General features: G+C 69.5%; 14 protein-coding genes. 7 read left to right on the top strand and 7 right to left on the bottom strand.

The features are described 5' to 3' along the window. The 4 genes from B0W88_RS22605 to B0W88_RS22590 form a co-directional block, all read right to left on the bottom strand. On the bottom strand, positions 1-590 hold a 590-nt coding region (locus B0W88_RS22605), incomplete at its 3' end, for an FAD-binding oxidoreductase (protein ID WP_144006895.1). Then, a complete protein-coding gene (locus B0W88_RS22600) occupies positions 587-1,504 on the bottom strand; it encodes a proline racemase family protein (RefSeq protein ID WP_077036886.1) in 918 nt (305 codons plus the stop codon). The genes B0W88_RS22605 and B0W88_RS22600, both read right to left, overlap by 4 nt. Next, positions 1,501-2,169, bottom strand: coding sequence for a GntR family transcriptional regulator (locus B0W88_RS22595; RefSeq protein WP_077036885.1), 669 nt, complete (start codon positions 2,167-2,169; stop codon positions 1,501-1,503). The genes B0W88_RS22600 and B0W88_RS22595 overlap by 4 nt, the downstream gene beginning before the upstream one ends. Continuing rightward, positions 2,156-3,070: a dihydrodipicolinate synthase family protein gene (locus B0W88_RS22590; RefSeq protein WP_077036884.1), complete on the bottom strand. Its 915-nt coding sequence runs from the start codon at positions 3,068-3,070 to the stop codon at positions 2,156-2,158. The genes B0W88_RS22595 and B0W88_RS22590 overlap by 14 nt, the downstream gene beginning before the upstream one ends. A 216-nt stretch (positions 3,071-3,286) precedes the next feature. On the opposite strand from B0W88_RS22590, the gene yajC reads away from it, so the two are divergent. From yajC to B0W88_RS22570, 4 genes are all read left to right on the top strand, one after another. Beyond that, a complete protein-coding gene (gene yajC, locus B0W88_RS22585) occupies positions 3,287-3,619 on the top strand; it encodes a preprotein translocase subunit YajC (protein WP_077036883.1) in 333 nt (110 codons plus the stop codon). An 87-nt stretch (positions 3,620-3,706) separates the two neighbouring features. Next, a complete protein-coding gene (gene secD, locus B0W88_RS22580) occupies positions 3,707-5,590 on the top strand; it encodes a protein translocase subunit SecD (RefSeq protein WP_077036882.1) in 1,884 nt (627 codons plus the stop codon). Positions 5,591-5,596: 6 nt separating this feature from the next. Continuing rightward, positions 5,597-6,628, top strand: coding sequence for a protein translocase subunit SecF (gene secF / locus B0W88_RS22575; RefSeq protein ID WP_077036881.1), 1,032 nt, complete (start codon positions 5,597-5,599; stop codon positions 6,626-6,628). Positions 6,629-6,670: 42 nt separating this feature from the next. Further along, complete coding sequence (locus tag B0W88_RS22570; protein ID WP_077036880.1) at positions 6,671-9,094, top strand: DUF1631 family protein; 2,424 nt, start codon at positions 6,671-6,673, stop codon at positions 9,092-9,094. Here the strand turns inward: B0W88_RS22570 and B0W88_RS22565 are convergent, their stop codons facing one another. The 3 genes from B0W88_RS22565 to B0W88_RS22555 form a co-directional block, all read right to left on the bottom strand. Beyond that, complete coding sequence (locus tag B0W88_RS22565) at positions 9,095-9,547, bottom strand: DUF494 family protein (RefSeq protein WP_077036879.1); 453 nt, start codon at positions 9,545-9,547, stop codon at positions 9,095-9,097. An 89-nt stretch (positions 9,548-9,636) separates the two neighbouring features. Then, on the bottom strand, positions 9,637-10,728 hold the full coding sequence (gene dprA, locus B0W88_RS22560; RefSeq protein ID WP_077036878.1) for a DNA-processing protein DprA: 1,092 nt from the start codon (positions 10,726-10,728) through the stop codon (positions 9,637-9,639). 24 nt (positions 10,729-10,752) lie between these two features. Further along, on the bottom strand, positions 10,753-11,856 hold the full coding sequence (locus B0W88_RS22555) for a LysM peptidoglycan-binding domain-containing protein (RefSeq protein WP_233151808.1): 1,104 nt from the start codon (positions 11,854-11,856) through the stop codon (positions 10,753-10,755). A 340-nt stretch (positions 11,857-12,196) separates the two neighbouring features. Here B0W88_RS22555 and def point away from each other — a divergent pair, with 340 nt between their 5' ends. The 3 genes from def to B0W88_RS22540 all read left to right on the top strand — a co-directional run. Next, on the top strand, positions 12,197-12,709 hold the full coding sequence (gene def / locus B0W88_RS22550) for a peptide deformylase (RefSeq protein WP_077036877.1): 513 nt from the start codon (positions 12,197-12,199) through the stop codon (positions 12,707-12,709). Beyond that, the gene (gene fmt, locus B0W88_RS22545; RefSeq protein WP_077036876.1) at positions 12,709-13,662 is read left to right on the top strand and encodes a methionyl-tRNA formyltransferase; all 954 of its coding nucleotides are present in this window, start codon (positions 12,709-12,711) and stop codon (positions 13,660-13,662) included. The genes def and fmt overlap by 1 nt, the downstream gene beginning before the upstream one ends. 6 nt (positions 13,663-13,668) lie before the next feature. Continuing rightward, on the top strand, positions 13,669-14,217 hold a 549-nt coding region (locus B0W88_RS22540), incomplete at its 3' end, for a M48 family metalloprotease (RefSeq protein ID WP_158080919.1).

Here is a 14,217-nt window from a genome sequence, read left to right as displayed (position 1 = left end):
GCGCAGACGACGACCAGTGCGCCCCACAGCACCCGGCCATCCGCCAGCCGCAGCGAGTGCCCGTCGAGCGCCACCACCTCGCCGCGGACCACGGTGGCGCGCGCCTCTTCCAGCCATTGCGCGGCCGCCTTGGGCGGGAACACGCGCGCATCGGACGCCACGCGCAAGCCGCCGGCCAGGCCCGGCCGCAGCGCGGGCTCCAGGCGGGCCAGCGCGGCGGCGTCGAGCAGCTCGGTGGCGATGCCGCGCTCGGCATACCAGGCGTGCTTGCGCCGGGCCTCGTCCTGCTCATCGTCGTCGGCTGCGATCCAGATCGTGCCGCAGCGCTGGTGCTCGACCCGCCCGGCGCGGCCAGGTTCCTCGGCCAGCCACTGGTCCCATAACTCGCAGGATCGACGGCTCAACGCGAACTCGTTGGCGTCGTCGACGACCAGCAGGTGGCCCATCGCCGCCGCGGTCGCGCCGCCGCCGATGGCGCCGCTCTCGACCACCGCCACCGTCAGGCCCTGCCGCGCGAACTCCCGCGCGCAGGCGGCGCCGACGATGCCGGCTCCGACGATCAGCACGTCGGCGGTGCGCTTCTTCGTCAAGTGCTGATGCCCCAGGCGAAGGGATCGCCGTCCTGGAACACCAGCGCGGCGTCGAGGTTCACGAAGGCGCGGCCGGTGATCGTTGGCAAGACCTGGCCCTCACGATCGCCGATGCGGTAGCTGGCCTCGAACACGCTGCCGATCACGCTTTCCTGCCGCCAGCGCTGGCCCGGCGCCAGCTTGCCCTCGGCCGCCAGGCAGGCCAGCTTGGCGCTGGTGCCGGTGCCGCAGGGGCTGCGGTCGTAGGCCTTGCCGGGGCAGAGCACGTAGTTGCGGCCGCTGTTGGCGGCGTCGTGCGCGGGGCCGGTCAGCTCCACGTGGTCGATGTGGGCGGGCAGCTGCTGGCGCAGCGCCCAGGCGAAGGCCAGCAGCTCGTCCTGGTGGGCCAGGTCCAGCGGGATGCCGTGGTCGGCGCAGAGAAAGAACCAGTTGCCGCCCCAGGCGATGTCGCCATGGACCGTGCGGCCGTCGACGGTCACTGCCACGTTCGCCTGCTCGCGCCAGGCCGGCACGTTGGCGACGCTGACGCGGCCGTCCTCGTGCAGCGTGGCGCCGACGCGGCCGACCGGCGTCTCGATACGGTGCTCGCCGGGCCCGATGCGGCCCAGGTGCGCCAGCGTGGCGACCAGCCCGATCGTGCCGTGCCCGCACATGCCCAGATAGCCGACGTTGTTGAAGAAGATCACGCCGGCGGTGCTGTCCGGCTCGACCGGCTCGCACAGCAGCGCGCCGACGATCACGTCCGAGCCGCGCGGCTCGTTGACGACGGCGCTGCGCCAGCGGTCGTGCCGGGCCTTGAAGACGGCGAGGCGCTCGGCCATCGTGCCGCGGCCGAGCTCGGGCCCGCCGGAGACGATGACGCGGGTCGGCTCGCCGCCGGTGTGGGAGTCGATGATTCTGGTCGGGCTCGTCATTCGATCACCTGTTGGGCAAAGCGGCGCAGGTAGTCCATCAAGGCATCGCTCGCGCTTGCCGCGGCCTCCTGCTCGCCGGCGACGATAGCTCGCGCCACCGCCTCATGGCAGCGCGCGCCTTCGGCCAGGTCGCCATGATGCTGGTAGGCGTACCAGAAGCGCCGGCACTGGATCACCATCGGCACGACGGCGGCCACCGCCGCCGGGTTGCGGCAGGCGGCGTGGATCACATGGTCCAGCGCCTGGTCGGCCTGCATGTAGGCGGCCAGGTCGGCCTGGGCGCCGGCCTTGTGCATGGCCTTGGCGCAGGCGGCCAGCTTCTCGCGCTGCGGCGGCGTGGCGCGGCGGGCGGCGGTGGCGGCGATCAGGCGCTCCAGCGCGCGGCGGGCTTCCAGCAGGTCCAGGTGCTGGGCCAGCTGGATATCGCTGACCAGCAGGCCGCGGCGCGGCAGCTGCACGATCAGGCCGTTGGCGACCAGCCGCATCAGCGCCTCGCGGGTGGGCGTGCGGCCGAGGCCCGTGCGCTCGATCAGCTCGGCCTCCACCACCGGCGCGCCGGGCTTCAGCGCCAGCGTGGCGATCAGCGATTCGATCGCGTCGTAGGCCTGGTCGGCCACCCGACGGGATTCAGGCCGCGGCGCCGTGGCGGCTTCAGAAGAGGCCATGCAGGTCCGGGCGGGTCTCGATGCCGGTGCGGATGATCGCCTCGACCCGCGCGCGCTCCTCGCCGGCCAGCGGCAGGCGCGGGCGGCGCACATGCTCGTTGCCGACGCCGGCCAGCGTCTCGGCCAGCTTGATGTTCTGCACCAGCTTGGTCGACACGTCCAGGTGCAGCAGCGGCGTGAACCACTGGTAGAGCTTCAGCGCCTCGTCGTAGCGTTTCGCCCGCATCAGCTTGTAGAGCGCCACCGTCTCGGCCGGGAAGGCGGTGCACAGGCCGGCCAGCAGGCCGTCGCAGCCCAGGGCCAGGCCTTCGAAGCTCAGGTCGTCCACGCCGATGAAGAGCTGGTACCGCTGAGCCACGACGTTACGCAGGTCGGTCAGGCGGCGGATGTTGTCGGTGGACTCCTTGATCGCGACCAGCCATTCGCAGTCGGCCAGCGCCAGAAAGTCGGCCGGCGTCAGGTCCACCTTGTAGGCCACCGGGTTGTTGTAGACCATGATCGGCAGGCGGGCCGCGGCGGCGATCGTGCGGACGTTGGCCATCGCCTCGCGGGTGTCGGCCGGGTAGAGCACCGAGGGCATCAGCATCAGGCCCTGCACGCCCAGCTCGCGGGCGGCCTCGGCATAACGGATCGCGTTGGCGGTGCGCGTCTCGCTGACGTTGGCCAGCACCGGCACCCGGCCGTCCGCCACGCGCAGTGCGGTCTTCGCCACTTCCAGCTTCTCCTCCAGCGACAGCGTGCTGGCCTCGCCCAGCGAGCCGCCGGTGACGATGCCGTCGATGCCGTTCGTGATCAGCCAGTCGTAGTGGCGCTCCATGGCGGCGATGTCGAGGTTCTCGTCGGCATCGAACTTGGTCGTGACGGCCGGGAAGATGCCGGACCAGCGGGGCAGGGAAGACATGCAATGCTCCGATATGCTGTAGATATATTTACGATATGCGAAGAGATGCGAGCCGTCAAGGGTGAGGGTTTGAACCGACTTGAAGGACGGGCAAGCGGCGGCATCTCCGTGGCGGAGCGGCCTGCCCGGGGCTGCTGGCTACAATCGTTTGTTCAACCGCCCGCGGCCATTCGTGAATGGATGCCCGCAAGAGCGCCTACCTCCGAGGAATTCCAAGTGTTCATTTCCACTGCCTTTGCCCAGACCGCAGGCGCCGCCGCCGGCACGGACTCGATGTTCGGCCAGTTCGGCCAGATGATTCCGCTGGTGCTGATGTTCGTCGTCCTGTACTTCGTGATGATCCGGCCGCAGATGAAGCGCCAGAAGGAAGTGCGCACGATGATCGAGGCGCTGGCCAAGGGCGACGAGGTCGTGACCTCCGGCGGCCTGCTGGGCAAGGTCACCAAGATCAACGAGACCCTGCTGACGCTGGAAGTGGCGTCCGGCGTGGAGCTGCAGGTGCAGCGCTCGGCCGTCGTCCAGGTGCTGCCCAAGGGCACCGTCAAGTAAGCGCGTCAGTTAGCAAGCTAGCGGCGAGCGGGCCCCTCTCGGGCCTGCTTTGCCGTTTGGGCCACCCGCCCACCAGGAAGCACATCCATGAACCGTTACCCGCTGTGGAAGTACGCGATCCTCGTCGTCGCGATGCTTGTCGGCCTGATCTACACGCTGCCGAACTTCTTCGGCGAGGCGCCCGCTGTGCAGATCTCCAGCGCCAAGGTCGTCGTCAAGGTCGACGATGAGCTGAAGAAGCGCGTGGAGGCCACGCTGGCCGCCGCCAAGCTGACGCCGGACTATGTCCAGCTCGAAGGCACGTCCATCAAGGCGCGCTTCGCGGACACCGACACGCAGATCAAGGCCAAGGACGCGATCGTCGCCGACCTGAACAAGGACCCGGCCGACCCGTCCTACATCGTCGCGCTGAACCTGCTGTCGCGCTCGCCGCAGTGGCTGTCGGCCCTGCATGCCTTCCCGATGTACCTGGGCCTGGACCTGCGCGGCGGCGTGCACTTCCTGATGCAGGTGGACATGAAGGCGGCGATCACCAAGAAGGCGGACTCGCTGGTCGGCGACGTGCGCACGCTGCTGCGCGACAAGAACATCCGCCACGCCGGCATCAGCCGCGACGGCAACAACGTCGCCATCGCCTTCCGCGAGCCGGCGATCCGCGCGCAGGCACTGGACGTGCTGAAGTCCGGCCTGCCCGAGGAGATCTGGACCGAGTCCGCCGATGGCGGCCTGGTCGGCACGCTCTCGCCCGCGGCGATGAAGAACGTGCAGGACGTGGCGCTGAAGCAGAACATCCAGACCCTGCACAACCGGGTCAACGAGTTGGGCGTGGCCGAGCCGGTGATCCAGCAGCAGGGCGCCGACCGCATCGTCGTGCAGCTGCCCGGCGTGCAGGACACGGCCAAGGCCAAGGACATCATCGGCCGCACCGCCACGCTGGAACTGCGCATGGTGGACGACAGCGCCGAGGCCCAGGCCGCGCTGGCCGGCTCCGGCCCGGTGCCCTTCGGCACCGAGCGCTACATCGACCGCGGCCACGGCCCGATCATCGTCAAGCGCCAGGTCATCATCACCGGCGACAACCTCGAGGACGCCCAGCCCGGCTTCGACGAGAACCACCAGCCGGCGGTGCACCTGAAGGTCGACGCCAAGGGCGCCCGGATCATGAAGGACACCTCGCGCGAGAACATCAACAAGCGCATGGCGATCATCCTGTTCGAGAAGGGCAAGGGCGAGGTCGTCACGGCGCCGAACATCCGCAGCGAGATCAGCGACCGCTTCCAGATCTCCGGCGCGATGACCGCCCAGGAGGCCGCCGACACCGCGCTGCTGCTGCGCGCCGGCTCGCTGGCCGCTCCGATGGAGATCATCGAGGAGCGCACCGTCGGCCCGAGCCTGGGCCGCGAGAACATCGACAAGGGCGTGCACAGCGTGGTCGGCGGCTTCGTCGCCGTGGCCGCCTTCATGTGCCTGTACTACATGCTGTTCGGCGCCTTCTCGGCGCTGGCGCTGGGCTTCAACCTGCTGCTGCTGGTGGCGGTGCTGTCGATGCTGCAGGCCACGCTGAGCCTGCCGGGCATCGCGGCCATCGCGCTGGTGCTGGGCATGGCGATCGACGCCAACGTGCTGATCAACGAGCGCATCCGCGAGGAACTGCGCAGCGGCGCCTCGGCGCAGGCGGCGATCAACCTCGGCTACGAGCGCGCCTTCGGCACCATCCTGGACTCCAACGTCACCACGCTGATCGCCGGCGTGGCGCTGCTGGCCTTCGGCTCGGGCCCGGTCAAGGGCTTCGCCGTCGTGCACTGCCTGGGCATCCTGACCTCGATGTTCAGCTCGGTGGTGTTCTCGCGTGCGCTGGCCAACCTCTGGTATGGCCGTCAGAAGAAGCTCAAGTCGCTGTCGATCGGCCAGGTGTGGAAGCCCACGCCCGACGCCGCAGCCGATGCCACCCAGGACGCCACCAAGGCCTGAGACGACATGGAACTGTTCCGCATCCGACGGGATCTCCCGTTCATGAAATATGCGTTGGTGCTCAACGCGATTTCCTTCATCACCTTCGCCGCCGCCGTGTTCTTCCTGGCCACGCGCGGGCTGCACTTCTCGATCGACTTCACCGGCGGCACCACGGTCAACGTGCACTACGCGCAGTCGGCCGATGTCGAGAAGGTCCGCAAGGCTGTGGCCTCGCTGGGCTACGAGGACGTGCAGGCGCAGAACTTCGGCAGCTCGCACGACGTGCAGATCCGCGTGCAGAACCGCCCCGGCGTCAACCAGCTGCAGCTGGTGGACCAGATGTTCGCCAAGCTCTGCACCACCGAGGGCGGCGAGGCCAGCCACCAGGACAGCGTGACGCCGCAGGGCGAGAGCGTCTCCAAGCGGGTGTGCATGGCCGGCGGCGCCGAGCCCTTGCAGTTCCAGAGCAGCGACGCGGTGGGCCCGTCGATCGGCGCCGAGCTGGCGCAGGACGGCCTGAAGGCGCTGGCCTTCGTCGTCGTCGGCATCGTGATCTACCTGGCGATCCGCTTCGAGTGGAAGTTCGGCGTGGCCGGCATCATCGCCAACCTGCACGACGTGGTGATCATCCTGGGCTTCTTCGCTTTCTTCCAGTGGGAGTTCTCGCCCACGGTGCTGGCGGCGGTGCTGGCGGTGCTGGGCTATTCGGTCAACGAGTCGGTGGTGATCTTCGACCGGGTGCGCGAGGCCTTCCGGCGCTTCCGCAAGATGAACACCCACGAGGTGATCGACCACGCGATCACCAGCACGATCAGCCGCACCATCATCACCCACGGCTGCACGCAGCTGGTGGTGCTGTCGATGCTGATCTTCGGCGGCCAGACCCTGCACTACTTCGCCATCGCGCTGACCATCGGCATCTGCTTCGGCATCTACTCCTCGGTCTTCGTCGCCGCGGCGATCGCGATGTGGCTGGGCGTCAAGCGCGAGGATCTGATCAAGCTGCCGGTGAACAAGGACGACCCGGACGATCCGAACGCCGGGGCGGTGGTGTAGAGTCGATTCAACCGAGACAAACCCCAAGCGCCTGCCCTGTCCATGACCGCTGACGCCCGCACGAAGGCCCTGGCCACACAGGCGCGGCGCGTCTATGTCGAGGCCATGGTGCGGGGCATGGGGCCGCTGACCTCGACGCTGAACAACACCGTCGACCAGCTGTTGCTGAAGCCGGCCGAATACGCGGTGATGGTGGCGCGCCGTGACGGCGCCCAGTCCTGGAAGCGGCACGGCCTGCGCTGGGCCCAGCGCTTCGTCGGCAGCATCCGCGTGGCCTTCGAGCGTGGCGTGCCCGAGCCGCCGCGGCCGCCGGGCGTCTCCATCGGCGACCCGGCCTCCACCGGCCGCATGACCCTGGTGGACGACGACACCATCGAGCGCGAGATCACCGGCTCCCGGCTGACGCTGGCGATGATGGACCGCGCCACCTGGGAGTTCACCGACCTGCGCACCCGCATGCAGTCGCTGGAGGACCAGGACGACCTGCCCCCGCAGGACCTGCTGCGCGCCCAGGTGATCACCCGGCTGGTGCTGGACGCCTGGACCGAAGCCACGCTGGACGCCTCCGTCTGGCAGATGCTGCAGTACGAGCTGCAGGAGGAGTTCGCCCAGCTGATCAGCGAGGCCTACCACGAGGCCAACCGCTGGCTGATCTCGCAGAGCGTACTGCCCGAGGTGGACCTGCGGCCCTTCATCCGGCGTTCGCCGCAGGCGGCGGGCGCCGCGGGCTTCATCAACCAGCCGCCCTATGTGCCGCCGCCGGCCTACCAGGCGCCCGGCGACCCGCGCAGCTCGCGCGATTTCTCCCGCGAGCCGCTGCCGCCGCCGGCCAGCCCGGCGCCCGCGCGCAGCATGGCCCGCTACCATGCGGACGAGGTCTTCCACCAGCTGCAGCGGGTCGTCGGCCGCCAGGTGCCGGGTTTTGCCGCCACCGAGATCCAGGGTCTGGCCACCGCGCCGGTCGCCCCCTTCGGCAGCCGCACCTCGCGCGGCACGGCCCCGGCGTCCGCGCCGTCCGAGCGCGTGATGTCGGCGCCGGCTGCCGCCGCCAGCCCGCGGCTGACGGCTGCCATCAAGCACGCCCAGGAGTCACTGCAGCGCCAGCCCGCCCCGGTGGCGGGCTCGGCGCTGCCGCCCGAGACCCAGGCGCCGCTGCAGCTGGAAGAGCTGAAAGCCCGCAGCCAGGCCTTCAAGCAGGTGCTCAAGCAGGCGGCCGATTCGCCGGCCGAGCGGGCGACGATCGAGATCGTCGCGATGATGTTCCAGGCCATCCTGACCGAGGAGCGGATCCCCGCGGTGCTGCGCGTGTGGTTCGCGCGGCTGCAGATGCCGGTGCTGCGGGTGGCCGTCAGCGAGCCCGACTTCTTCGCCGCCACCGACCACCCGGCCCGCCAGCTGATCGACCGCATGGGCGCCTGCGTGATGGGCTTCTCCGGCGGCACCGGTCCCACGGCGGGCACCGTTGGCGACCCGCTGGAGCGCGAGATCAAGCGGGTGGTGCAGGTGGTCGAGGCCTATCCGGACACCGGCCGGCGCGTCTTCGCCACGGTGCTGGCCGAGTTCGAGAAATTCCTCAGCCACTACTTCGAGAACGAGAACCAGGCCTCGAAGAAGGGCGTCTCGCTGGCCCAGCAGGTCGAGCAGCGCGAGACGCTGGCGATCCAGTACACGATCGAGCTGCGCAAGATGCTCAACGAGGTGCCGGTGCAGGACGGCGTGCGCGAGTTCCTGTTCCAGGTCTGGGCCGATGTGCTGGCCGTCACCGCGGTGCGCACCGGTGCGCAGTCGGACGCGACCAAGGCGATGAAAAAGGCGGCGGCCGACCTGATCTGGTCGGCCAGCGCCAAGGTCTCGCGCGAGGAGCGGGCCGAGGTGATCCGCCGCCTGCCGCCGCTGCTGAAGACGCTGCGCGACGGCATGGGCCACGCCGGCCTCTCGCAGGAGAAGCAGGACGAGCACGTCCGCGCCCTCAACAACTCGCTGGCCGCGGCCTTCACCGCCAAGGCCGCCGCCATCCCGCGCGAGCGCCTGGACGAGCTGATGGACCAGCTGCAGACGCTGGAGGCCCTGCTGCCCGAGGGCGAGGACGAGTCGATGCTGGACGAATCGATCGTCCGCGACCTGTCGGGGCACGAGTCTGAGGACCTGGAAGTGGTGGCCGAGGGCGGCGCCCAGCCGACGCCGGCGATGCAGGCCTGGGCCCGCGAGCTGCAGATCGGCAGCTGGTACATGCTGGACTACCGCAATCGCAACGAGGCGGTGCAACTGGCCTGGCGCGGCATGCGCCGGCAGTTCGTGCTGTTCGTGACGCCGCAGGGCCGCGGCGTGCTGTTCCAGCTGAGCCGGGTGGCGGCCTTCCTGCAGGCCGGGCTGCTGTTGCCGGCGCAGGACGAGGCGCTCACGGTGACGGCCACGCGCAATGCGCTGGCCAAGCTCGACGTCGATCCGAGCCGCTTGCTCAGCTGATCAGTGGATCAGCCGGTCTTCCGGCGCGACGAAGAGCTCGTCGAGGATCAGCGCGTCGGGCTCCTCGCCCAGGCTCCAGAACACCATCAGCACGATGATCTTCAGGTCTTCCAGGTCCAGCGGGGCACCGGGGATGGCCATCGCCCGGTCGATCACCATCTCGCGCATCGGCGGCGGCAGGACGCCGGCGGATTCGAGGAAGCTGATGAAGCCGATCGAGGGCTCGCCGAGGTGCTCCAGTTCGTCCGGTGTGTGCACCCGCACGCTGTGCACGCTCTGCTGGCCCTGGTAGGAGGATGCCGCGCCGGCCAGGCCGTCCAGCCAGGACAGGGCTTCCTGGATTTCGTCGCTTTCGAAGCCGACGGCTGACAATTTGCGCGTCAACTGGGCGTGATCCGGACAGGCATCGGGGCGCCAGTAGGTTTCGTAGAGGTAGACGAGCACGTCAAACATGGGCCGATGATACCCGAGGGGATTTCCGGCGCTGCGGGCGAAAGACCCGCAAAAACCCCGGCAAAACCGGCGCTTGAAGCACCGATTTATCAGCCTGCCGCGCGGCGCTGGAACAGCTGGCCGGCGAGCCGGGCCACGCTGCCCGCGAGCTCCAGCTCCAGCAGTTCGCCGCTGAGCTCGGCGGCGGAGCGGCCGCTGCGGTTGACCAGTTCGTCCAGCGAGACCGGGTCGTAGCCCATCAGGGCCAGCAGCGGGTTCGACTCGACGGCAGGAGCGCCATCCGCTTGAGGTGCCGGCGGCGCCGCTCCCGCCGTCGCCGGCAGTTCCTCCAGCACGTCCTCCACCGTTGCCACCAGCTTCGCGCCCTGCTGGATCAGTGCGTGGCAGCCGTGGCTCTGCGGTGAATGGATGGACCCGGGGATCGCGAAGACCTCGCGACCGGCCTCGCTGGCCATGCGCGCGGTGATCAGCGAGCCGGATCGCAAGGCCGCCTCGACCACCAGGCAGCCCTGCGCCAGGCCCGCGATGATGCGGTTGCGCCGCGGGAAGTTGGGCGCCAGCGGCGGCGTGCCCAGGCTGTATTCGCTGACCAGCAGGCCCTGCGCCGCGATCTGCTGGCCCAGCGCCTGGTGGCGGCGCGGATAGATCTGGTCCAGCCCGGTGCCGACCACGGCGATCGTGCCGGTCTCCAGCGCGCCGCGGTGGGCGGCGCCGTCCACGCCCAGCGCCAGGCCTGAGACGATGGTCAGCCCGGCGCGGCCGAGGCTCCGGGCGAAGGCCTCGGCGTTGTCGCGGCCCTGGGCGGTCGGGTTGCGGCTGCCGACGATGGCCAGCATCGCCGGCGCGCCGAGCAGTTCGCGGCGCCCGTGCAGGTACAGCAGCAGCGGTGGATCGGCCGTCTGCAGCAGGGCGGGCGGATAGTCGGGGTCGCCCAGCGTGAGGATCGAGTGGGTGGGGTCGGACTGCAGCCAGGTCCAGCTGCGCTCAAGCAGGCCGGGGTCGGCCGGGAGGGCCAGCGCCTTGGCCTGCTCGGCGTCGAGGGCCTCGCGCCAGCGTGCTGACGGCAGATCGAACACCGCCTGCGGTGAACCGGCAGCAGCCAGCAGGCGTCGGGCGGAGCCCAGGCCGATGCCCGGTGTTTCCAGCAGGCGCAGCCAGGCGGCGAGTTCCGCGCGCTCCATGGCTGCAGGCGTCCGGATCCGGGCTCAGGGCTGGCTGAAGCGGTCGCCGGGCGCGACGGCATCGGTGACCGAGATGATCAGCGCGTAGGAGACGCGCTTGTAGGTCTGGAAGACGAACAGGACGCCGTTGCGTTCGTCGGGGAGCTTGATCTCCTGGCGGCGCTCGCCGGTGGTGTCGGTGACCCGGCGGCCGTCGCTCCACAGGGCCAGCACGTGGCCGCGCTCCAGGCCGTCCTGGCTGCCCTTGTTCAGCGAGACGATCTGGTTCTGCCCGCCGTAGACCGCGTCTCCGTACAGCGAGATCACCTGGCCGGTGATCGCCTCCGCCGGCGCGTGCGGCACATAGGCGGCGAAGCCGCGCTGCGGCACCGGGGAGAGCCGGTCGCCGATGCCGACTTCCTGCTTCACGGTCTTGATGCGCAGCGTGGCCGGCACCGCTTCGGTCTTGCCGTCGCGGTCCAGCGTGCCGCTGGGGCGGATCATCTCCGCGGTGCCGATATAGGGTGCCTCGAAGCCCAGCACTTCCTTGGTGGTCGGATCGCGCAGCGGCGTGGTGTTGCGGAACAGGCGGTAGTCGCTGGCCTGGGCCAGTTGCTCGCCCAGCGCGTAGGCGATGTCGCCGCGGGCGGCCAGCACGCGGCCCTCGGGCGTGGCGACGACGCGGGGCGCCTTGGCGAGCTCGTCGGTGTCGAAGACGACCGCGTCGGTCAGGAAGGGCTCGATCAGGTTGGTCGGGATGGCGGTGATCGCGCCGGTGGCGGTATCGCTGCTGCGCACGCGCGGCGAGAGCTTGACCGTGGGGCCGGCGCTGTCGCTGCCGCGGCCCAGCTGCAGCCGTGCGCGGCCGTCCACCTTGATCAGCACCAGCAGCTGGCCCGGGTAGATCAGGTGCGGGTTGCGGATCTCCTCGCGGTTCATGCCCCACAGCTCGGGCCAGCGCCAGGGGCTCTTCAGGAACAGCTTGGAGATGTCCCACAGCGTGTCGTGGGGCTTGACCGTGTAGTTGTCGGGCGCGTCGGGTGCCAGTTCGGACAGCGGTACGCCGGCCTGGGCCACCTGCTGCGCGGTGGCGCGCTGCTCGGGGGTGATGGGGTAGGTGGCGGCCTGGGCTATCGGGCCGGTCAGCACGGCCGCTGCGAGGCCGAAGGCCAGGGCAGTACGGATATTCTGGGATGCTTGGAATTCGCGAAGGGCACTAAACGGCATGCAGGGCATCAAATGCTCTCTCCCGCGGCGCTCGCGGATGGGTTGATCTGCTGATTCTGCAGGGGCGACGAAAGGGATTTGATCTGGCCCAGCTTAATATTTCTCAGATCGGCGAAAATATGTCCCTCATATTCCCTGCGCCGGAGAATTCTGCCCCCAATCAGAGGCCGTCGCAATGAATGGCGCCGGCGACCCCGGCCACTTGCAAGCACTTACAAACCGGCGTTGTGCCAAGTCCACAACCCCCGCTACCCATAGCTCCATGTCGAAACTGAACATCCTGAGATACCCCGATCCGAAGCTGCATATCGTGGCCAAGCCGGTCGCCGAGGTCGACGAGCGCATCCGCACGCTGGTCGACGACATGCTGGAAACCATGTATGCCGCCGACGGCGTGGGCCTGGCCGCCACGCAGGTGGACGTGCATGAGCGCGTGATCGTGATGGACACCTCCGAGAGCCGCGACCAGCCGCGCGTGCTGATCAACCCCGAGCTGATCGCGCAGAGTGCCGAGATGACCGAGGGCGAGGAAGGCTGCCTCTCGGTGCCGCAGATCTACGACAAGGTGCCGCGCCACACGAAGGTGACCGTGCGCGCGCTGGGCCGCGACGGCCAGCCGCACGAGTTCGAGGCCGAGGGCCTGCTGGCCGTCTGCGTGCAGCACGAGATGGACCACCTGATGGGCAAGGTCTTCGTCGAGTACCTGAGCCCGCTCAAGCGCGAGCGGATCAAGACGAAGATGGTCAAGAAGACGCGCGACGAACAGCGCCGTTGATGAAGGCGATCTTTGCCGGCACGCCGGAATTCGCGGCGACCGCGCTGGCGGCGATGCTCAATGCCGGCATCACGGTGCCGCTGGTGCTCACGCAACCCGACCGGCCCGCCGGCCGCGGCATGAAGCTGCAGGCCTCGCCGGTCAAGCAGCTGGCCCAGGTACAGGGCATCCCGGTGGCGCAGCCGCGCAGCCTGCGGCTGGACGGCAAGTTCCCCGATGAAGCCGCCGCCGCCCGCCAGGCGCTGCTCGATGCGAAGGCGGATGTGATGGTCGTCGCCGCCTACGGCCTGATCCTGCCGCAATGGGTGCTGGACCTGCCGCGCCGCGGCTGCCTGAACATCCACGGCTCGCTGCTGCCGCGCTGGCGCGGGGCGGCGCCGATCCACCGGGCGATCGAGGCCGGTGACGCCGAGACCGGCATCACCATCATGCAGATGGACGCCGGCCTGGACACCGGCGACATGCTCTTGATCGAGCGCGAGCCGATCACGGCCGCCGACACGACGGCCACCTTGCACGACAAGCTCGCCGCGATGGGCGGCCGGATGATCGTCCAGGCGCTGCGCGCCGAATCGCTGAGCGCCACGCCCCAGCCTGCCGAAGGCATTACCTACGCTCACAAGATCGAGAAGGCTGAAGCTGCCATCGACTGGCGCCAGGACGCCGCGCAGATCGAGCGCCGGCTGCGCGCCTTTGATCCCTTCCCGGGTGGTGCCGCCTCGCTGGGCGGCGAGGCGCTGAAGATCTGGCGCGCCGAACTGGCCGAGGGCAGCGGCGCGCCCGGCACGGTGCTGGCCGTGGACGAGCGCGGCCCCGTCGTCGCCTGCGGCAGCGGCGCCGTGCGGCTGACCGAGCTGCAACGTCCCGGCGGCAAGCGACTTCCTGCCGCCGCCTTCTTGCAATCCCGCCCCTTGGCTCCAGGTGAAGGATTCGATCCCACCCCGGAGGGCTGACAAGCCATGTTCAACCTGCTGAAGACCGCCGTGCTGATGGCCGCCATCACGGCGCTGTTCATGGCCATCGGCGCCATGATCGGCGGCCGTGCCGGCATGAGCATCGCGCTGCTGGTGGCCATCGGGATGAATTTCTTCAGCTACTGGTTCTCGGCGGACATGGTGCTGAAGATGTATCGCGCCCGCGAGGTGGACGAGACGACGGCGCCCCAGTTCTACGCGATGGTGCGAGAGCTGGCGCAACGCGCGCAGCTGCCGATGCCCAAGGTCTACCTGATCGACGAGGACGCGCCCAACGCCTTCGCCACCGGCCGCAACCCCGAGCATGCGGCCGTGGCCGCGACCACCGGCATCCTGCGCGTGCTGACGGCCGCCGAGCTGCGCGGCGTGATGGCGCACGAGCTGGCCCATGTGCGCCACCGCGACATCCTGATCAGCACGATCAGCGCGACGATGGCCGGCGCGATCTCGATGCTGGCCAACTTCGCGATGTTCTTCGGCGGTCGCGACAGCGAGGGCCGGCCGAGCAACCCGATCGCCGGCATCGCCGTGGCC

The organism is Pelomonas sp. KK5 (genome assembly GCF_001984095.1).
Lineage (GTDB): Bacteria > Pseudomonadota > Gammaproteobacteria > Burkholderiales > Burkholderiaceae_C > KK5.
This window is presented reverse-complemented; position numbering and strand designations above follow the sequence as displayed.